The organism is Flavobacterium sp., assembly GCF_027484205.1.
In the GTDB taxonomy this organism is placed as follows: domain Bacteria; phylum Bacteroidota; class Bacteroidia; order Flavobacteriales; family Flavobacteriaceae; genus Flavobacterium.
Genome location: NZ_JAIXUB010000023.1, coordinates 126,428 through 146,576 on the forward strand (window position 1 = coordinate 126,428; position 20,149 = coordinate 146,576).

Consider the following 20,149-nt stretch of genomic DNA (forward strand, 5'->3'; position numbering starts at 1 on the left):
TTTCCGAAATTTGCACTATCAACGGAACACTAAAAACTACTTCAAATTATCTTCAAAGTTTGCGTCAAAAATATTTGAAAAGGCATTTATGATTTTTTTGTTATTATCAACAATAATAGTTCTATGTATTTTTGTGATAGCCCATTTTGCTCGTAAGTCTTCAAAATTCACACAATGTAATTCTTTGATTCCATTAAAGTTATACTTTGAAAGAACTTCTTTCCACTTAACTTCTTTATCGTTTAAATTAACCGCTATGAAATCAAAATTTGGATATTTTTTCTGTAAATCGATAACTTTTTTATGAACCGAAGTCATGTGTGAGTTGGCACTTTCCGTCCAAAAGAAGAAAACTGTATTCTTTTTAATTAATTCATCAGAAGTTGTTTTATTTCCATTCACATCAATAAAATCAACTTTAGGCAAATCAAAATTTGGTTTTAATAACTGAATAGCATTTCCAAGTTTAATGATTTCGTTTTTTTGGCTTCTGTCAGTAGAATATTTATAATATGTGTCCAAAAATAAGTTGTTATTACTCATATTTTGATCCTCAAGCATATATTTGAATGCCAAATTATTTAATACAATATTCTTTAACTTTTCATGCTTTATTAAAGTATCAGCAATATTTAGTTTTTCAATGTTTAGTTTTAAAGTAACCTCAGAGGATGATTCGTTATTATATTTAAGTTCAGAGACATTGTCAAGCATGTGACTGATGTACATTACGTATGGAGGAAAATCCGTTAAAACTTCATTACTAAAATCAATTTCATTTCTGTAGGCATAATAATCTTTTGGTAATTGTGCACTTACATCTTTTCCAGTTCTTTTTTTATGAATTAAAGGATAGATTTCCTTTTTAGTATAATGAGGAAAATCAACTGTTGCTTTAGCAAAAACATCAAATTCATCACTCCAATCAATTTCTTCTTTTTTTGAAGTATAGAACTTTTGATTTTTTTCAAATACCTTTTTTTCAGTCTTATTAAAGTTTACAAAATCAAAATCAAAAACTTCAAACATTTTATCTTTATCCTTTTCATTTCTCAAATACATTTCCATAAGGAAATTGTTTTTTTCATCACCACGACCACAAAAAACAACCGATTCATCAAAGTTTTTAGTGTTAATATGAACCATCAAACTATCGTTTTTATCAAAAAAAACATTTTGATATTCTGGTTCATGTTTAAAGTTATACAAACCTGGCGTTAATGAATCAAATTTTATGAAAAAAGTGTTGTCATCCTTTAGTTTAATGGTATCAAGGACTTCATTGTTTTTACAAAAAAGAACATATCGATTAGTTGGATTTACAACTTCACCACCAAAATAAGCAACATAATTATCTGCTGAAAATTCTTTTTTACAAGAACTCATCAATAATAAAAGTAATGTAGGAATTAAAAATGATTTAATTAAGGGCAATCTTTTCATCTATAAATTTTTTCAATAACAAATGTAGAATGTTGTATCTAAATTCATTGTTAATCATTAGTTAAAGTTAGAGTCCAATAATTTTCATATAAAACTCAATGATTAAAACGATTATTGAAGCAGAAAGTGCATAAATGTTTTTTAATTTTATGAGCGATTATTTTTTATTGCTGGTATTGATTTCAAATCTGATGAATTTTGTTTTTTTTGAAAAGTAAAAAATAGAACTATCATTAATATTGTGAAACTTAAAATTTGAAGAATTGTTTCTTTGAATTCATCTTGTTTGACTTCATTAAATTTTTTTTCATCAAAAATTAATCCCCAATTATTAATTTGTAAATAATATAGATTGATAATTTTTTTTGAATCTTTTAAGTTTTCAAGGTCACTTTTTTTAATTTTTATTTGAGCTTTAGAAAGTTCTTTTGAAAATTGAGGAATCTTATTGTTTATTGATTTATCAACCCCAAAAAGGCATTTATATTCAGAGGTTTTTAAGTAAATACTATATGGATTTCTTCCGCCCTCAGGTTTTTCGCTACCTATAATTTTTACATTTAATTCTGTGAGTTGACTTTGGGTTATTTTTTCTGGAATAGACAAAAAGAAATTTACAGCAATAGATAGAGGAATTGCTATAAAAAACACAAGAATTTTATTTTGATTGTTGGATAACAATTTTTTAAAGTTTAATGTTTTAATTCAACAAAATAGTTTGCTGTAACAAAGTTATAAATGGATTGAAATTTTTGCAAATCTGCGTGATAGGTTTTTGTTATAATAAAAAGTATAAAATTGAAATAATTCCTCCAATTATTAACACAAAAGTTTCTTGTTTTGTTATATATTTTTGTTTAAAACTCCGTTTGGAAGCTTTAGAAAACATTTCATAGTGTCCAATTAATGCAAAAGGATAAATCACGAAAAGTAAAACCGAAAATCCGAAAAATTTTTGACAAAGTCTTATGTCGTATGTTTCAATATTTTTTAGTGGATAAAGGAATAGGAATAAAACAGTTATAAAAACGGATAGTAAATTAATAAAGTCTGGTAATGGAAACCATCTTTTTTTTCTTTTGAGTGTAAGTTCCCTTGATATTCGGAAAGTAAAAATTGTTAACTGAAAACCTATTAATATTCCTGCAATTTCTATGAGTTCGTTTAATTTCATTTCAATTTTAATTAGAATAATTATAAAAACGTCTTATCGAGAATACATTTTTTGTTTCTTTTGATTGTACTCATCGAATTCATATTCTATGGTGAACGATTTATCAGTAGTATTTGTTAAATGTATTCTATTGAGTATTTCTGGTTCTCCAAAAACCTCCTTCGGAAATTCATAAGTTTTTTTCTGTCTTGTTTTTGCATCAAATAGTGTCATTCTATCGGTTTGTTTTGGAACATCATTTTCTGAATATAATACGACTTGTTTTGTAGTATCGACATCAATGATTGCACTGTATTGTTTTATCAAATTTTTTCCTGTTTTCTTTTCATATAATTGAATTACAGTTGGGTTTCCACCGCCAAAAGATTGACCTAAAATAAAGGTATCATCAAAATCAGAAATAACATATCCTAAATTTTTTTCAAGACATCCAAAAGAACAACTATTTAATGTATCAATTACTTTTTCATCTTTTTTAAAAATTAAATATTGTTCCTCGTTGTCAGTACTGTAAATAATAGAAAAACCACCTTTTAAATAAGTTTCATTATTTTCTTCAGTTTTTTGAATTGCAATAATTTTACTCGTGTCAATGTCTTGATTTACTTTTGAAATTTTAATTTCATTTTTTGGTATTACAAATTTATCCTTGTCTGATTTACAAGAAAAAAATAAAAAAAATGGTATTACTAAGGCAACTTTTTTCATGGTTTACATGTTATCTCATATGAATACAACTTTTGTAGCAATCATCACAAATATACTAATTTCCAATAAAGACTATGTCTAGTTTCGATTGTTTAATTTTGTACGGATTGCAAATCCGTAGTACCGGGTTTAAAACGATTAGTGAAGTAATTTTTGATTTTTATTAAGGTTAGGAGTTGAATATATTTGTTGTTAAGATTACACCATATAATTTATTGATAACAATTAGCACCTTCACAATATATTCCTAAGCTTTTTGTTTTGATGAATCCATCTGTATTTACTGTTATTTCAACAGATTCTTTGTAAATTGGATATTCATGAAATTTCACAAGATGTAATATATAGCCATTTTCAACTTTTCGATATTCACTTCCTCTAATATCATTATCAAGCAAATAGCCATATGTATGGGCTAAAAGCATTGCTTCTTCGAGATTGTCAATTGTTCCTAAAAAATCTCTAAACTCTTCTTCAGTTTTTAAATAACTTATCTTTTCATTATAAATCGTCGTAACATAATTACAACGAAAGGATGGATGTCCGCCTTGAAATATTCCCACACTATATTCTGGGTTAAATTTTTCTATAATTTTTTTTCTCAAGGATAAATCGCCACCTTGTTTTAGAATAGTGTGTTCTGTTTTATCATCCATTCCATGATAAAAAGTTGCATATTGCCAATACTGATATTTTTTATTTGGATTTAAATGTTTTGCAAGACTATCGCGATAATTATACCTTACGCTGTAATTTATTTTTTTGAAATTTTTAGTTTTTTTAGATTTATCTGTTTCATCTAAAATAAGAACATTATTGAACGTTTCTTTTTTTTGACAAGAAGTGAGGATAAAAAAAACAATTATAATTACATATTTCATTTGTTGGATTTCATGTTATGTTGTACAATCGTTAAATAGAAACAGACCATTATTATATCCTTCATAAATATACCAATTTCGAACAATGACTTTGCTTATTTTCAAACGGTTAGTTGTAATTTTTATTGTTGGCACGGTTTGCAAATCATTGCTATTGGGTTATAATTTTGGTGAATATTGTATTTTATTGTTTTCATCAAAATTATAAAAATCGATAGACATTGGATAAAAACTTTTTGAAGTATCAATTTTTTCTTGTTTATAAACAATTTTTAGAACAGATTTTTTTCTAATATAGGATGATTTTACAAAGGTTTTTGTACAATCATTTTCATCAATCACAACAATAGTTTTTCCTTTAATTTTAAATAAGTCATCATCAATTGTTTTGGGATATGCTTTTATACTCATTAAACATTTATTATCCCATTTTGAAAATGTTACTTCAATCATTTTAACTACTTCTTTATGCTCATGCTCATTAATATAAGTTTCTAATGTTTTCTCTAAATCATTAGAAATAATTGGATTTTCTATATTATTTTTTTTACACGAAAAGAGTGCTAAGAGTAAAATTGCTGAATATAATATTTTCATTATTATTTATTTTTTGAATTCATGGTTTTGTTTTTTTTGTTGCACTATTCATAAATAAAAGCAACATCCTTTCAAACTTGGTTTTTCAAAAAAGACTTAGCCAGTTTTTAAACAGTTAGTTTTGATTTTATTGCGGGTATTGATTGCAAATTCTTGCTATTTGTTGTTTAACGATTGAACTTATCGCACCCATTCAATTAATGAAGAAAAATAGGTCCAACTTTCATTTGATTTAATATAGATATTAAATGATCCACCATCTAAATTACCAGAATAGAATATACAAATAGAATTTTTTCTCAAAAAAACGGGCTTTGAAAAACTCCAATAATTGATATATTTTTTGCGTTTTGATAAGTCTTTAGAAGAAATATATCTCATTCTTGGTAGTTTATTCTCAATATAACTATTTTCATTGTTTGTTAAAATTTCATTTAAAGCTTGTTTGCACTCTTCTTTTGTAAAAATAATTTTTTCGGGAAGTTTTTTATCAGCCCAGTTTTCGTCACGAAGTAATTCTTTTAAGTGGTTAAGATCATAAACAATAGATTCGATAACAAAGTCAGGTTTGATTTTATCGGTGTAAATTATTCTTGTTCTAATTTCATTCTTCACATAATTTAGCAGAAATTTTTCTTCTTCAGTTTTAATTTGAGAATAAGATGAGAAAACAGTAATTAAAAAAGAGAAAAAAAATAGTTTCATTATTATAGAATTATAGCTAATTCATAAATAAACGAAACTTTAATCATATTCTTATGTAAAGAGGCAATTTTATGCTAAGATTTTGCTAGGTTTAAAACAGTTAGTTGCTATTTATATTATAGACACAGATTGAAAATCAGAGCTATTTTTAAGCCTTTATTCGTTCTTCTTTTCTTTCCAATATATTTTCTCTACCGCAAATTTCTTTGTTTTAGCGTCGAAATTGTAAATGATTGCGTTTCCAATTAAACAGTTTTCATAATTTTCTTTTGTTAAATACCAAGAACTTTCAATTTCAACTTTATTTTTACTTGTGAAGTTAAACTCGAATATTGGATCGTTCAATTCTTGAAACTCTTCATCGCAATTTTCAGTAGTTTCTTTTTTCTTTAATTGCTCTTTGTAATCTGAGAATATCGTTTTTTCGTCTAAATATTTTTTTAAAATATTGGATTTAACTTCGTAAAAATTTAAAGAATTTCCATCACCCACACGATCATTAGTGATGACAATAAATGAATTTTCTGCGGTTTTATATATGTTTATTGACCAAAACCCATCGACAATTGTAAAACCAGCTTTATAAGGTTCAAAATATTTTTGATTAAAATATTGAGGATTGTCATCGGTATAAAAATTGTTTGCTTTAATTTCATTATACCATTTCATTCGGTCGTTTAAGTTCCATTCCCAACTTGGAAAAGCACTATCAGGTAAAAGTAAAATAATGTCCAGTAAGACTTTGTTTTTTTTATAGTCGATTACAACTTTATTTATTGAACTTGACTTTTGAGTTTTTTTTGATGCTACGACTTTTAAAGTGTCATCAGTATTTAAATTTTTTGAAACCGTACTTTGTTTTTTGTTTTCACAAGACAAAATAAGTAAAGTCAATACTGTAAGAATAAGTTGTTTCATTTTATGGGCTTCGAAAGTTGGTTTTGATTTTATTTTGGGCACGGATAGTATATCCGAGCTATAAGGAAATGGAGAGTAGGAAGTAGTTTGATTAGCTAAATTTAGAGACTTTGTTTAATTAGTTGCAATGCATTCTTTCTGTTACTTTGAATATCTCTTTAGTTTCAGAAGGTTTCGAAAAATCATATCGATAAAGTTTTTCAACTACACAATTACATTTATTATTCGTCATTGAAACCCTAATAATTTTTGATTCACCTGACCAATTTAAATGTTTTGTATTATTTACTTTAAACCCTTTTGATTTAAGTTTTTCAACGATTTCAATTTTTTCGTTTTTGTCCTCTTCATATGATTTTAATTTATCATAGATACCAATAAATGCAATAGGTTCATTTTCGCATATTTCTTTCTTTTCAAAATCAAATTCCTTTAAAGTTATTTTTTTAAAATCATCTTCTTTAATAAAACCAGATTCATAATTGTAATTTTTGTCTTTACCTTCAAAACTGCTTATAATTTCAAAAGTTTCCAAATCAGCGTCATATAATATTTGGGTATTATTAATCATATGTTCTTTTGTTTTTCCCCAATCCTCGTCAATTGGAATAAAATCATTTACATTATTAACATTAAGTGTGTCGCTGCCGTAAATTAAAATATTGTCAGCTTTTGCCCATGGATATTTTAACAATTTAATACTATTAGGATTTACGCCTTTTATTACATAATCATTTATATTATTAGAAAAACCAAAGAAATAAGCGGAATCTTTATCACGAAAAATACAGTGTCCAATAAATCTAAAGGTTTTTGGGTCTATGTTTTTAATAACTTCTCCATCAATGAATAAATGATTTTTGTCTTTTCCAAATTCCAAATTATGTTCGAAATCAAAATTTAGTTCTTCAAATGTTTTTGCGTCTGCTTCTTTTATTAAAAGTTTTCCTTGTCCGCTTCCTTCGTTCCAGTATTCATAATAAACTTTTCCACCTTCAACTTTGTATCCGCGCGTACAACTTGTCAAAAGTAAAAATAGTAAAACTAAAAATAGTATCGAATTTTCTTTCATTGTATGAATTTGTTTCTCATTACTACTAACACATAAATTGATGCAACAATAAATAACATCCTTCACAAATATACGAATTTCGAATAATAACTTTGCTTATTTTCAAACGTTTAGTTGTGATTATTATTGTTGGTAAGGATTGCAAATCAGTGTTATCTTGTTAGTTTTATTTTATGTATGAATAGATATTTTCTAAATCTTGTTTCGTTAAATTTTGGAAAAAGCTTTGATGATATTCCTTTGCAAATTTATTGGTTTCAGTTGTGTCAATTTTTATTCGATTTTGTGTCATTATTTTCCAATATTTGATTGAATCAGTTGCTCTTAATGCTGGTCCGGTTGCCTTAGCATCTAATTTATGACATGCTGCGCAGTTAGAATTAAAGATTGTTTTACCGGCTTGACTTTCTTCAGAAATCGTTTCAGTACCGCAAATAAAAACATCAGATCTAGTTCCACAACTAGGATTTGTATTTTGATAGAAGGATAAATACAGTGTTAAGCAAACTATCACTATAATAATGACAGATGAAAATAGTAAAACATTATAAATAAATTTTTTTTGAATATTCATTTTTAAGTTTTGTAGACAAGAATTGTTTATGAACTATGAAGCGAAACGAAATTAAATAATCCTTCACAAATATACTAATTTACAACAATGACTTAGCTTGGTTTTGAATAGTTAGTTTTGATTTTTATTTTTGGCACGGAATTCTAATTTGATCTATTTGGTTAATGGTTATCTTTTTTTTGATCTATTAATTTCATTGTTTGATTATTGAAAGAGTTTTTTGCTTCAACTTCAGAGTTTCTTATAATACAATCTGCTATACTTAGATAAACTATTTGATTATCATCTTCTAAGTCTTCATTTTTCTTTATTGCAAAACCTACACTATCCATTCCATAATTTAGAATAACAGGTGTACCCTCATTAAATAATTGTTTTGAAATTCCTTTGAGACGCGCAATAGCTACTTTTTTTATTTCCTCATCTTTTATTTCTAGCAAATAAATGCAACCAATAATTGAGTAGAATTGCTCATTTTTTAAAATAGGATAACTATCAAATAGCTCACTTCCGTGATTTAAGTTTTTAAAGTATCTCGTTAACAATGACAAAGGAAAATTATTTTCAATTTCAATTTCATTTTCTGTTTGCGCAGAGGATAATTGTATCACAAAGAAAATAAAAAGTGTTAGTTTTAAATATTTCATATTTTACAAAATAAGTACAGAATATTTTTATATAATTATTTTATGCATAGATTACAAACCTGCACTGTAGGATTATCCAATTACTTTAATCATATTGATGTATATATTTTACTTCTTTATCTGTTTCATCATAAAATACAAAAACACCACAATCATCATTGAATATATTGTACATTTCGAATTGACAAATGAATTTAAATTTTTCACCTTTTGAGTTAATTGGTGTTTCATCATCTTGCCACCATTGTGGTTCATCAAACTTCTCAATGAATTCAAATACATTTTTATTTTCTGATTTTGCTTTCAAATACATTTTTTTATTTTCAATAAAATACTTTTCATATTTCTTATCGATTTTCAAAGCATTTTTAGAAAAGGTAGGTTTGTAAAGTCCATTTTCTTGTATTTTAAAAGTAAAATTTCCCATGCTTTCATTTTTTGGAAAGTTTTCATCATTTTCTTTTCCATCATAATTAAAGCTAACAAAAATGATATGGATTTTATCTTTAATTCCTTTATCTGACATGTCTATTGTTGCAATTGGAAAAAAATTTTCAAATCCTGAAAATTCATTTGTCAAGACTTCTTTTTTCTCAGGAAATTTTACATCACTTTGTAAACAAGCAAAATTTAGAAATAGAAATGGAAAAAGTAATAATTTTTTCATACGCTTATTTTGATTTTTATTGTGAGTAAGGATTGTAAATCCGTATTATTCACTATCTAATATATTTTCTTAATTAAACCCGTAATGCAACCAAGACAAATTTCTAGTTCAGAATTTCTGTTAATTATATTTTCTATTAAAACGGTTGGTTCATCGGGAATTACTATTCCTTTTTCTTTCAGTATTTTAAAACCTTCAACACCAAAAGCTTGTATTTCACAATTTATATTTTTCAACATTAAGTTTAGTTTTTTAATATTATTGTTTTTAACAAGAGCATAAACTAATTTTCCTCTATCTGTTGTTGGACTTCCATCACCACAGTGCATAGCAAAAGTTTCTGTTGTTGAAATTTCATCATAAATGTCATTAATTTTTTTATTAGAATTGTAATCACTATTTCTATTAAATAGAAAATTAATGATTTTTTTAGAATCATGTTTTTTATATTTCAAATCTTTAAAATAAAAAGTTTTTGCAGTTGATAATATAATTGAATCATTTAATGACAGAATATCAATTTGTGATTCTAGATTATCTATTTTTAAGTTGATTCTAGCATGTTTATATTCTAAAGTAATACTTCTATTGTATAGATTATTAGAATAACAACGATAGTCTTTTGGATAGCTTTTAGTTAATGAATCAAGTTTTAGTGTTAGCACAGAAACTTTTTGATTTCTGTAAATAATATCTTTTACAACAGAAAAATACTTTTTAGCATCAGTTTTTGTCTGTGAGACACAAAAAGAATAAAAAAAAAATAACTGGATAAAAAATATTTTCTTCATGAAATTTTTTGAGGTTTACTATATCTTAATTAATGACGCAATTAATACAAAAATATTGCTAAAATATATTGTTTTTTTATAAAAATTAATGATTTTTATTGTGGCATGGTTTGTAAATCCACACTATCGGATATAAGATCATTTTTTTAATTTTTAATTAATCTTCTGTATTGGCTATAAAAGCTAAAAAAGCCAAAAATAGAAAAGTGCCTGGTATTAAAAATAATGAATAAAAAATTACTTTCCAAACTATTGTCATTGTTGACAAATTCACGTCAACTCCCATTATAGATGTAATTCCACTAAAAATAATAATCTCTATTAGAAAACTTGCAAAAGCAAAAATCACTAATAGAAGAATACGCATCATAGGCGACATTTCTTCTTTTTCTTCATTTTTAGATTCTAAATTTATATTTGAAATAGAATCTTCACTATTTACTTTTTTATATTTCTTACTCTTTTTCTTTTTATCAGTTTTTGATATACTAAAAGCCTGTTTAAATTGAGGAATTAAACCAATTAAAGATACCAAAAGCGCTCCCAAAGCAATCCATTCAGATTTGTTCATATTTTTTTAAGTTGGTTTTAAGTTCCAAGCGCAATAATTACAACTAACACATAAAAGATGTAACAACCAATCACATCCATCACAAATATAACAAGTTTCCAACAAAGACTTTGCTTATTTTTGAAAGGTTAGTTTTGATTTTTATTGTGGGCACGGATTGCAAATTTGTGCTATCATATTGTTTGCTAACGTTTTAATTATTTAGGAAGATGATAAATTTGTACAGCTAATTTTACCTCTCTGTTTCTATCTCCATTTATATGAAACCTGTAATTAAACCAATTTACATCTGATTTATTAATGAAGCCTAAAAAATTTGAATGTTTGCTTGTTTCATTTTCTACTTTCTCTATTATTGCTGTAATATCTTTTTGTTTGACAAATAATATTACTGATGCTTTTGTGTCGCGCCAAGTAAGATAGCCAAGTAGTTGGTCAATCGTTGTTAGATAATTTTTTTCTCCACTCCAAAATTTACATTCTGCAATAAATATTACTGAACTATCGTGCCTTAACTGAATATCGGTTTTCCCTGTTTTATTAAATGTTTCTCCACTGGCACTTCCAAATTCAAAATTTGGGTCAAGTACCATTAGAATATGATCTCTTAAATCTTCTTCACCTTTTCCTTTGAAGAGGCTGGGCATTCTTTCAAAATTTTTACCAACATCGTTAATTAGTTTAAGAATCTTAAGATAATTATCATTATCAAGTGTTGGTTCTGGTTTATATCCTTTTTCTGTAACGGTTGGTTTTACAGTAATTTTCTCTCTTAGTTGTGGCTTAGGAACTGAAAAAGTTGAAACTACATTATTTTTCTTTCTTAATGGAACACCAAGTTCGGAAAGAAGATTATTTTTTGTGAGTAATTTTTGTCTACGTTGAGTAATATATTTAGAAATTTCACTATTTAAGTTTGTATTGAAATTTTCAATATCTTTTAATAAAGAATTATAATTATTGTGAATTCCTCTTTCTTCACTTTTAAAATTTCTTGTTATCTCTTCTGCATTGTTTGAAAAGTTTATGAATTCTACTAAAATACTATCAGCTAAAACTTCGAAATCTCCACCACCACCAATATAAAATGATGAAACTGGACAATAGTTTAAAAGATTTACATTACCAGAACAAGGAATAAAATATTGAATAATTTCCTTTTTGTATTTTTTACCTTCATAGACATCATATCTCATTGGAAAATATTCCGCTGGAACATCTTTTTCATAGCTATCTGCATAAACTTGTTCAAAATGTATTTCCGGCATATCTAATTTATATTTTGAGGTAAAATGCTCAATATATTCAATGATATTAACATTCAAAATATAATCTTCTGATTCGTTTTCAATTGATGATTTTACATTATTAAGTATTCTTTCAAAAATTTCAGATATTCTTCCTTTTCCAAAGATTTTAGATTTGTTTGTTCTATACATTATATTTTATTATTTTTTATTTTATTTGTTAGGTTTAGAAAAAAATGTCAGCCAACTAATAAAAAGACGCAATCAAGCCAATCACATCATTCACAAATATACCAAATTCCTACAAACACCAACCGCGTACTTTTACCTGTTTATCAACAAAATGTTGGACAAAAGTGCTTAGAAAAAAACTGAGAATTGAACAATGAAAACTGAACACTTTTCACTACTTTTGCACCGAAATTTAAACATAATAAAAAATGCTTACTGTATCTAATTTATCAGTTCAATTTGGTAAAAGAATCTTATTTGACGAAGTAAACACCACGTTTGTTCAAGGAAATTGCTATGGCGTAATTGGTGCCAATGGTGCTGGAAAATCTACGTTCCTTAAAATTCTTGCTGGCGATATTGATCCTACTTCTGGTCGTGTAATTCTAGAACCAGGAAAACGTATGTCGGTTTTGAATCAAAATCACAACATGTTTGATGAACATACGGTTTTAGAAACAGTAATGATGGGTAACAAAGTATTGTTTGCAGTGAAATCTGAAATGGATGCTTTGTATGCCGATTATGATGATAAAAATGCCGATAGAATAGGTGAGTTGCAAGTACAATTTGAGGAAATGAACGGTTGGAATGCCGAATCGGATGCGGGTTCGATGCTTTCTAATTTAGGAATTGGTTCGGATTTGCATTATACTTTAATGGCCGATTTAGAGGGAAAACTTAAAGTTCGTGTGTTATTGGCGCAAGCACTTTTCGGAAATCCTGACGTTTTGGTAATGGATGAGCCAACGAATGACTTGGATTTTGAAACCATCACTTGGTTAGAAAATTTCCTTGCTAATTATGAAAATACGGTAATTGTTGTTTCGCACGACAGACACTTTTTGGATTCGGTTTGTACACACATTTCGGATATTGATTTCTCAAAAATTAATCACTATTCTGGAAACTACACGTTTTGGTATGAGTCAAGTCAGTTAGCAGCGAAACAAAAAGCACAACAAAATAAGAAAGCTGAAGAGAAGAAAGCGGAGTTGGAAGAGTTTATCCGTCGTTTTAGTGCGAATGTGGCTAAATCGAAACAAGCAACTTCTCGTAAGAAGATGATTGACAAATTAAATCTTGATGAAATTAAACCATCAAGTAGAAGATATCCTGCGATTATTTTTGATGTAGAAAGAGAAGCTGGTGATCAAATTTTACACGTTCAAAACCTTGCGGCATCAGTTGAAGGTGAAGTGTTGTTTAAAAATGTTGATTTGAATATGGCGAAAGGCGATAAAGTAGTTGTGTTTTCAAAAGATTCACGTGCTACAACTGCTTTTTATGAAATTTTAAACGGAAATCAAAAAGCCGATGAAGGAACGTATGATTGGGGAATTACTACAACACAATCGTATTTACCAAATGACAATAGTGCGTTTTTCACAGACGGAAGTTTGAATTTAGTTGATTGGTTGCGTCAATTTGTGAAAACAGAAGAAGAGCGTGATGAAGTGTACGTTCGTGGTTTCTTAGGGAAAATGATTTTCTCTGGTGAAGAAGCTTTGAAAAAATGCACAGTGCTTTCTGGAGGTGAAAAAGTACGTTGTATGTTGTCTCGAATGATGATGATTCGTGCTAACGTTTTGATGCTTGATGAACCAACGAATCACTTGGATTTGGAATCGATTACGGCGTTTAACAATTCATTGAAAAACTTTAAAGGTTCGGTTTTGTTTACAACGCATGACCACGAATTTGCTCAAACGGTTGCCAACAGAGTTTTAGAAATTACACCAAATGGAGTTATTGATAGATACATGTCGTTTGATGAGTATCTTGACGATGAAAAAGTGAAAGAATTGAGAAAGAAAATGTACAACTAAATAAATTAAAAATTAAGAATTAAAAATTAATGAGTGTAAAAGAGAATATAATTCAGCAGAAATCATTTGCTTTTGCGGTTAGGTCTATAAATGCTTATAAATTTTTAACTCAAGAAAAAAAAGAATTTATTCTATCTAAACAATTTTTAAGAAGTGCTACAAGTATAGGTGCAAATGTTGAGGAAGCAATTGGAGGTCAGTCCAATGCCGATTTTATTTCAAAAATTAGTATTTCTTACAAAGAAGCAAGAGAAACAATTTATTGGGTAAGATTATTGAAAGAAACCTCATATTTAAATGAAAGTGAAGCAAATAGTTTATTAGAGGATGCTACTGAAATTTGTAAAATTTTAGCGAAAATAAAGATAACAATGAAAAAGGATAATTAATAATTATCCTTTTTTTATTAATTGATAATTTTTAATTTTAAATTTGTAATTAATTATAGCTTCATTATGAGTCAAAAAACATTGCTCACTTCTAAAGAAGTAACTATTATTCTTCATCGTTTGGCTTGTCAATTGATTGAAAAGCATCTTGATTTTTCAGACACTGTTTTAATTGGATTGCAACCACGCGGAAAGTTTTTAGCAGAACGAATTAAGCAAATTTTAGAGCAAGAATATCAAGTTAAGAACATCCAACTCGGATTTTTAGACATTACCTTTTTCAGAGATGACTTCCGTCGTGGCGAAAAACCATTGGAAGCCAATAAAACCCAAATCGACTTTTTAGTAGAAAATAAGAAAGTGGTTTTCATCGATGATGTTTTGTATACTGGACGAAGTATTAATGCGGCTTTAACTGCTGTACAATCTTTTGGAAGACCATCAGAAGTAGAACTTTTAACCTTAATTGATAGACGTTTCAGCCGTCATTTGCCTATTCAACCTGATTACAGAGGAAGACAAGTAGATGCCATCAATAACGAAAAAGTAAAAGTTTGCTGGATTGAAAATGATGGTGAAGATGCGGTTTACTTAATTAAAAATTAAAAATTACGGATTAAGAATATAAACTAAAACCAAGAACTACAACACAACTAAACAATAAATGAAAGAATTAAGTGTAAACCATTTATTAGGAATTAAATACCTTGTCAAAGAAGACATTGATTTGATATTTGAAACCGCAGATCATTTCAAAGAGGTTATCAATCGACCGATTAAAAAAGTACCTTCTTTGCGTGATATTACTATTGCTAATATATTTTTTGAAAACAGTACGAGAACAAAATTATCGTTTGAGTTGGCTCAAAAAAGGCTTTCTGCAGATGTGATTAGTTTTTCGGCGGCACAATCTTCGGTAAAAAAAGGTGAAACGTTGATTGATACCGTGAACAACATTTTGTCCATGAAAGTCGATATGGTTGTGATGCGTCATGCAAATCCTGGTGCGGCTTATTTTTTATCACAAAATGTAAAGGCAAGTATTGTAAATGCTGGTGATGGTGCACACGAACATCCTACGCAAGCTTTGTTAGATAGTTTTTCGATTAGAGAAAAATTAGGAGAAGTTGCTGGAAAAAAAGTTGTTATTGTGGGTGATATTTTGCATTCGAGAGTTGCTTTATCTAATATTTATGCTTTGCAAATGCAAGGTGCTGAAGTAAAAGTATGCGGACCAAAAACGTTGATTCCTAAATATATTGAAAGTCTTGGAGTTTCGGTGGAACCAAATTTGAGAAAAGCACTGGAATGGTGTGATGTAGCGAATATGCTTCGTGTTCAAAACGAACGAATGGACGTGAATTATTTTCCATCAACAAGAGAATATGCACAACAATATGGTGTTGATAAAGCGTTGTTAGATTCTTTAAATAAAGAAATCGTAATCATGCATCCTGGACCAATAAATCGTGGTGTCGAAATTACATCAGATGTTGCCGATTCACAACAATCGGTAATTTTAGACCAAGTTGAAAATGGAGTTGCTATCAGAATGGCAGTGATTTATTTATTGGCAAGTAAAATAAAACAGTAAAAAAATAATATTTCAGTTTCTCCAAGACGAGATTCTGAAACAAGTTCAGAATATATGAAAGTAGATCAAAAAGGACATACAACAACCATAAAAGATACACAAGGTGATGTCAATTCGTTTCTTGAAAAAGTAACACAGGAACATCATAGTTTTAAGACTCAAAATTTAATACTAGACATTACTCACGATAAAAATATAACTTTAAAAGACATAAAACTGTTTTCCGATTTATCTAAAACGCATAGAAAAGGCAAAAAATCATTTGTAATCGTTGCCGATGATATTGATTTTAACGCTGTTCCTGCAAAATTAATAGTCGTTCCTTCCTTACAAGAAGCACATGATATTATTGAGATGGAAGAGATTGAACGCGATTTAGGGTTTTAAGAAAAAGTTTAAGAGTTTAAGAGTTTAAAAGTTTGAGGGTTAAAAAGTTTATAAGTTTAATGGTTTAAGAGTTTAAAGAAATAAACATGAAATTAAATAACACAACAATATTATATATTTATGTAGGCGTATTATTTATACTAACCTATTTATTTGCAAGCCGATTAATTACAAGTTTTAAAACACAAGAGTTTGATTATTTACGTTTATCTGTGAATCTAGGTTTATTGATTTATATTATCATTAAAGTGGTGAAATTGGGTAAAGCGGAGAATGATAAAACGGATAATTTATAAGGTGTAACGCTTAACCTTTTTAAATATTTTAAACTTCTAAATCATTAAATGAAACTAACTATACTGGGCTGTTATGCCGCAACGCCACGAACCATTTCCAATCCTACATCGCAAGTTTTAGAAATAAAAAATCGTTTATTCTTAATCGATTGTGCCGAAGGAACACAAGTGCAATTGCGCAAAAGTAAAGTCAAGTTTTCTAAAATCAATCATATTTTTATATCTCATTTGCATGGCGATCATTTTTATGGATTAGTAGGATTAATTTCTACTTTCATGTTACTCAATCGCGAAAGTGATTTAACCGTTCATGGACCAAAAGGCATCAAAGAAATCATCTTACTTCAATTGCGAGCATCAGGTTCATTCACTGGATACAATTTATATTTTAACGAATTAGAATCCCATCAATCAGAAACTATTTTTGAAGACGATAGAGTAATGGTAAAGACCATTCCGTTAAAGCATCGTGTTTATACTAACGGATTTTTATTTCAAGAGAAAAATATCGAGCGAAAACTCAATATCGAAGCCGTTGAAGAATATGACATTGATAAAGTATATTACAACAAAATAAAATATGGTGGCGATATAACTTTAGACGACGGAACAATAATTCCTAATTCAGAGTTAAGTTTTCCTCCGCAAGTTGCAAAATCGTATGCGTTTTGTAGTGATACCTTGTACAACGAAGACATCATTCCCATTATTGAAAACGTAGATTATCTTTATCACGAAAGTACTTTTTTAGAAAGCGAAGCCCACTTATCTGAAAGAACCATGCATTCCACAGCTAAAGAAGCTGCAACAATTGCATTGAAAGCAAATGCAAGTAATTTAATTCTCGGACATTATTCTACACGCTACGGCAATATAAATCTATTTAAAGAAGAAGCCCAAACTATTTTCCAAAACGTGATTCTTGCCGATGATGGAAAAGAAATCGAAATGGAGTAATGTAATACTGAGCTTGTCGAAGTATGTAGCGAATGGCTTGGGCATTACTTGCAATCCATTTTCCTGCTGCTTGAACTCGCTTTTTTATAATGTTGCCCTCGAGTGCATTTCGACAAGCTCAATGTGACACCTCAGTCAACACTATAAAAAGAGCTCAAACAATTCAAGCATCAGGGCTAATTAGTAATTCATTTTAACATTTGTTTCCGTTTTAAGAGCAAAATCTCTGTAACTTTGTACCTACAATAATCAATTTAGTGCAATGAAAGATTTAGGCAATTACAGAAAATCCTACGATAAAAGTGAACTCTTAGAAACCAATATTCCAGAAGATCCAATCAATCTATTCAACAAATGGTTTCATGAAACCGAAGATTTTGGCGGTGTAGATGAAGTCAATGCCATGACTGTTTCCACAATTGGTTTAGATGGATTTCCTAAAAGTAGGGTAGTGCTTCTAAAAAAATTCAATGAAGAAGGATTTATTTTCTACACTAATTATGATTCTGAAAAAGGAAAAGCTATTGCTAGTAATCCGCACGTTTGTCTTTCTTTCTTTTGGCCAAGTATTGAACGTCAAGTAATCATTAAAGGAATTGCAGAAAAAACACCTGCTACTGTTTCAGACAATTATTTTGATTCACGACCAGATGGAAGTAAACTAGGAGCAATGGCATCACCACAAAGTCAAATCATTCCTGACAGAGATTTTTTAGAAAATCGATTAAAAGAATTAGAAAATCAATATGAAGGTAAAGAAATTCCCAGACCAGACAATTGGGGTGGCTTTTTAATTAAACCTCAAGAGGTTGAGTTTTGGCAAGGTCGTCCAAATCGTCTTCATGATAGGATTAGATATCAACTTCAAGATGGCTTTTTATGGAAAATCGACAGAATTTCTCCTTAATATGTAAGAATTTTATATTAATAAATTTAAAATTAATGCATTTTGTCGATTTTATTTGACACTTAAACGATAAAGTAGTAGTATTGTATAACCAAATCAGAAAAACGTTCTTACAATATTAACCCTAAAGATACTTGCCCCACATCTATCTTAAAATTTAACCTACTACTTATGAAAACAAAATTACTTTCAGTATTTATGCCAATGGTATTGGTGTTTACTATGATGTCATGTTCATCTGATTCTTCTGATGATTTATCTGGAGATTCTAAAATTGTTACAGAATACAATTACACTACTGATGAGTTAGCTTTAGCCGATGTTATTAACGATTACAGAGTTTCGCAAGGAATGAATCCACTTCAAATTATCAATCATATTTCATATAAATCAGAAGAGCATAATGAATATATGATTGAAAATAATGTTGTGAGTCATGCTTATTTTACTCAAAGAGCTAACAACATAATCGAAGTTTTAGGAGCTGTGAAAGTTGGAGAAAATATTGCTTATAACTTTTCAACACCAAGTGCTGCACTTCACGCTTGGCTAAATAGTCCAGGACATAAAGCTAATTTAGATGGAGATTACACTCACTTTGGTATTTCAATTTCAATTAATCCTGAAACAGGAAAAAAATATTACACTAACATTTTCATGAAAAAATAAAGTATTGATTTTTATAGTTTTGTTTGATTTTAAAAAGCCATTAGCAAATGTTAATGGCTTTTTTATTTGCTTAATTTTAATTGTGCTTTAATATATATTTTAAGTTTATATACTCTACTTTATAATATTCTTTGTTATAACTATTCAATTCATTTAAGTGAGTTGTTCTATTGCTGAGATTCGTTTATATTAAATATACTCATATCAATATATATTGATATGGTTATTGATGTAGATTGATTTAGAAATAGGAGAGAAGGCCTTTTTTAATTCATATTTGATTCATTTATTTATTTATTTATTTATTTATTTATTTATTTATTTATTTATTTATTTCTAATCTTATTCCTTATCTAATTTATAATCTTCTCTATATTATATAAAAAAAGAACCACACAAATTAATGTATGGTTCCTAGGGTTTAAATAATTGTATATTAATTAATCTACAATTTCGTAATAATAAATTCTGATCTTCTGTTAGCTTGGTGTTGTTCTTCGCTACAGTTAGATTGGTTAGTTGGTTCGCAACCGCAATTGTTTACTAGTTGTGATTCGCCATATCCTTTTCCTGTTAATCTGTTTTTAGCGATACCTTTTGAGATTAACCATGCCATGGTCGATTTAGCTCTTCTGTCTGACAATGCTGCGTTGTATGCTGCTGTTTGACGACAATCTGTGTGTGAACGTACATCGATTTCCATAGTTGGGTTTTGTTCCATTACGTCTAAGATTTTTGCTAATTCTAAAGCTGCATCTGGACGGATGAATGATTTGTCTAAATCAAAATAGATGATTTTGATTCCAAAGGCTTTTGCTAAATCATCACCTGGTTTAACAGGTTTTTTACCTAACTCTAATTCAATAGGTACAAATGTTTTTCCTGTTTCGTTAGC

At 28.3% G+C, this 20,149-nt stretch carries 23 protein-coding genes and 1 pseudogene; 9 read left to right on the forward strand and 15 right to left on the reverse strand.

What is annotated here, in order from left to right; translation table 11 throughout:
• Positions 1-36 precede the first annotated feature (36 nt).
• From Q0049_RS10790 to Q0049_RS10855, 14 genes and pseudogenes are all read right to left on the reverse strand, one after another.
• Positions 37-1,443: a thioredoxin-like domain-containing protein gene (locus tag Q0049_RS10790; protein WP_298119583.1), complete on the reverse strand. Its 1,407-nt coding sequence runs from the start codon at positions 1,441-1,443 to the stop codon at positions 37-39.
• Positions 1,444-1,590: 147 nt separating this feature from the next.
• A complete protein-coding gene (locus Q0049_RS10795) occupies positions 1,591-2,094 on the reverse strand; it encodes a hypothetical protein (protein ID WP_298119584.1) in 504 nt (167 codons plus the stop codon).
• A gap of 556 nt (positions 2,095-2,650) precedes the next feature.
• A complete protein-coding gene (locus tag Q0049_RS10800) occupies positions 2,651-3,325 on the reverse strand; it encodes a hypothetical protein (protein ID WP_298119586.1) in 675 nt (224 codons plus the stop codon).
• A gap of 212 nt (positions 3,326-3,537) precedes the next feature.
• Positions 3,538-4,206: a hypothetical protein gene (locus Q0049_RS10805; protein WP_298119589.1), complete on the reverse strand. Its 669-nt coding sequence runs from the start codon at positions 4,204-4,206 to the stop codon at positions 3,538-3,540.
• A 159-nt stretch (positions 4,207-4,365) separates the two neighbouring features.
• Entirely contained in the window at positions 4,366-4,803 is a 438-nt protein-coding gene (locus tag Q0049_RS10810) for a hypothetical protein (protein ID WP_298119592.1), read from the reverse strand.
• A 180-nt stretch (positions 4,804-4,983) separates the two neighbouring features.
• Positions 4,984-5,508 carry a hypothetical protein gene (locus tag Q0049_RS10815; protein WP_298119594.1) on the reverse strand — a complete coding sequence of 175 codons (525 nt, stop codon included), beginning with the start codon at positions 5,506-5,508 and terminating at the stop codon, positions 4,984-4,986.
• 156 nt (positions 5,509-5,664) lie between these two features.
• Positions 5,665-6,426: a hypothetical protein gene (locus tag Q0049_RS10820; protein ID WP_298119596.1), complete on the reverse strand. Its 762-nt coding sequence runs from the start codon at positions 6,424-6,426 to the stop codon at positions 5,665-5,667.
• Between the two features lie 118 nt (positions 6,427-6,544).
• Complete coding sequence (locus Q0049_RS10825) at positions 6,545-7,498, reverse strand: DKNYY domain-containing protein (RefSeq protein WP_367178982.1); 954 nt, start codon at positions 7,496-7,498, stop codon at positions 6,545-6,547.
• A gap of 166 nt (positions 7,499-7,664) precedes the next feature.
• Positions 7,665-7,895, reverse strand: a pseudogene (locus Q0049_RS10830) (cytochrome c); the annotation flags it as partial.
• A gap of 338 nt (positions 7,896-8,233) precedes the next feature.
• Positions 8,234-8,719 carry a hypothetical protein gene (locus Q0049_RS10835; RefSeq protein ID WP_298119599.1) on the reverse strand — a complete coding sequence of 162 codons (486 nt, stop codon included), beginning with the start codon at positions 8,717-8,719 and terminating at the stop codon, positions 8,234-8,236.
• An 85-nt stretch (positions 8,720-8,804) separates the two neighbouring features.
• A complete protein-coding gene (locus tag Q0049_RS10840) occupies positions 8,805-9,386 on the reverse strand; it encodes a hypothetical protein (protein WP_298119601.1) in 582 nt (193 codons plus the stop codon).
• A 56-nt stretch (positions 9,387-9,442) separates the two neighbouring features.
• Positions 9,443-10,177 carry a hypothetical protein gene (locus Q0049_RS10845; RefSeq protein WP_298119604.1) on the reverse strand — a complete coding sequence of 245 codons (735 nt, stop codon included), beginning with the start codon at positions 10,175-10,177 and terminating at the stop codon, positions 9,443-9,445.
• Positions 10,178-10,334: 157 nt separating this feature from the next.
• On the reverse strand, positions 10,335-10,748 hold the full coding sequence (locus Q0049_RS10850; RefSeq protein WP_298119606.1) for a hypothetical protein: 414 nt from the start codon (positions 10,746-10,748) through the stop codon (positions 10,335-10,337).
• A 197-nt stretch (positions 10,749-10,945) separates the two neighbouring features.
• The gene (locus tag Q0049_RS10855) at positions 10,946-12,187 is read right to left on the reverse strand and encodes a hypothetical protein (protein WP_298119608.1); all 1,242 of its coding nucleotides are present in this window, start codon (positions 12,185-12,187) and stop codon (positions 10,946-10,948) included.
• Positions 12,188-12,435: 248 nt separating this feature from the next.
• Between Q0049_RS10855 and Q0049_RS10860 the strand changes: the two genes are divergently transcribed.
• From Q0049_RS10860 to Q0049_RS10900, 9 genes are all read left to right on the forward strand, one after another.
• Positions 12,436-14,055, forward strand: coding sequence for an ABC-F family ATP-binding cassette domain-containing protein (locus Q0049_RS10860; protein WP_298119610.1), 1,620 nt, complete (start codon positions 12,436-12,438; stop codon positions 14,053-14,055).
• A 29-nt stretch (positions 14,056-14,084) separates the two neighbouring features.
• A complete protein-coding gene (locus Q0049_RS10865; protein ID WP_298119612.1) occupies positions 14,085-14,444 on the forward strand; it encodes a four helix bundle protein in 360 nt (119 codons plus the stop codon).
• Between the two features lie 66 nt (positions 14,445-14,510).
• Positions 14,511-15,050 carry a bifunctional pyr operon transcriptional regulator/uracil phosphoribosyltransferase PyrR gene (gene pyrR, locus Q0049_RS10870; RefSeq protein WP_298119614.1) on the forward strand — a complete coding sequence of 180 codons (540 nt, stop codon included), beginning with the start codon at positions 14,511-14,513 and terminating at the stop codon, positions 15,048-15,050.
• Between the two features lie 58 nt (positions 15,051-15,108).
• A complete protein-coding gene (locus tag Q0049_RS10875; RefSeq protein WP_298119616.1) occupies positions 15,109-16,038 on the forward strand; it encodes an aspartate carbamoyltransferase catalytic subunit in 930 nt (309 codons plus the stop codon).
• A 54-nt stretch (positions 16,039-16,092) separates the two neighbouring features.
• Positions 16,093-16,425, forward strand: a complete 333-nt coding sequence (locus Q0049_RS10880) for a ribonuclease Z (protein ID WP_298119617.1) — start codon at positions 16,093-16,095, stop codon at positions 16,423-16,425.
• 86 nt (positions 16,426-16,511) lie between these two features.
• Positions 16,512-16,721 (forward strand): hypothetical protein, encoded by a 210-nt coding sequence (locus tag Q0049_RS10885; protein WP_298119619.1) that lies wholly within the window; start codon positions 16,512-16,514, stop codon positions 16,719-16,721.
• Positions 16,722-16,769: 48 nt separating this feature from the next.
• On the forward strand, positions 16,770-17,678 hold the full coding sequence (locus Q0049_RS10890) for a ribonuclease Z (protein ID WP_298119621.1): 909 nt from the start codon (positions 16,770-16,772) through the stop codon (positions 17,676-17,678).
• A 262-nt stretch (positions 17,679-17,940) separates the two neighbouring features.
• Positions 17,941-18,585: a pyridoxamine 5'-phosphate oxidase gene (pdxH, locus tag Q0049_RS10895; RefSeq protein WP_298119623.1), complete on the forward strand. Its 645-nt coding sequence runs from the start codon at positions 17,941-17,943 to the stop codon at positions 18,583-18,585.
• A gap of 171 nt (positions 18,586-18,756) precedes the next feature.
• Entirely contained in the window at positions 18,757-19,254 is a 498-nt protein-coding gene (locus tag Q0049_RS10900; protein WP_298119625.1) for a CAP domain-containing protein, read from the forward strand.
• A gap of 445 nt (positions 19,255-19,699) precedes the next feature.
• Here Q0049_RS10900 and Q0049_RS10905 read toward each other — a convergent pair.
• A partial coding sequence (locus Q0049_RS10905) for an OmpA family protein (RefSeq protein ID WP_298119627.1) occupies positions 19,700-20,149 on the reverse strand: 450 nt, incomplete at its 5' end.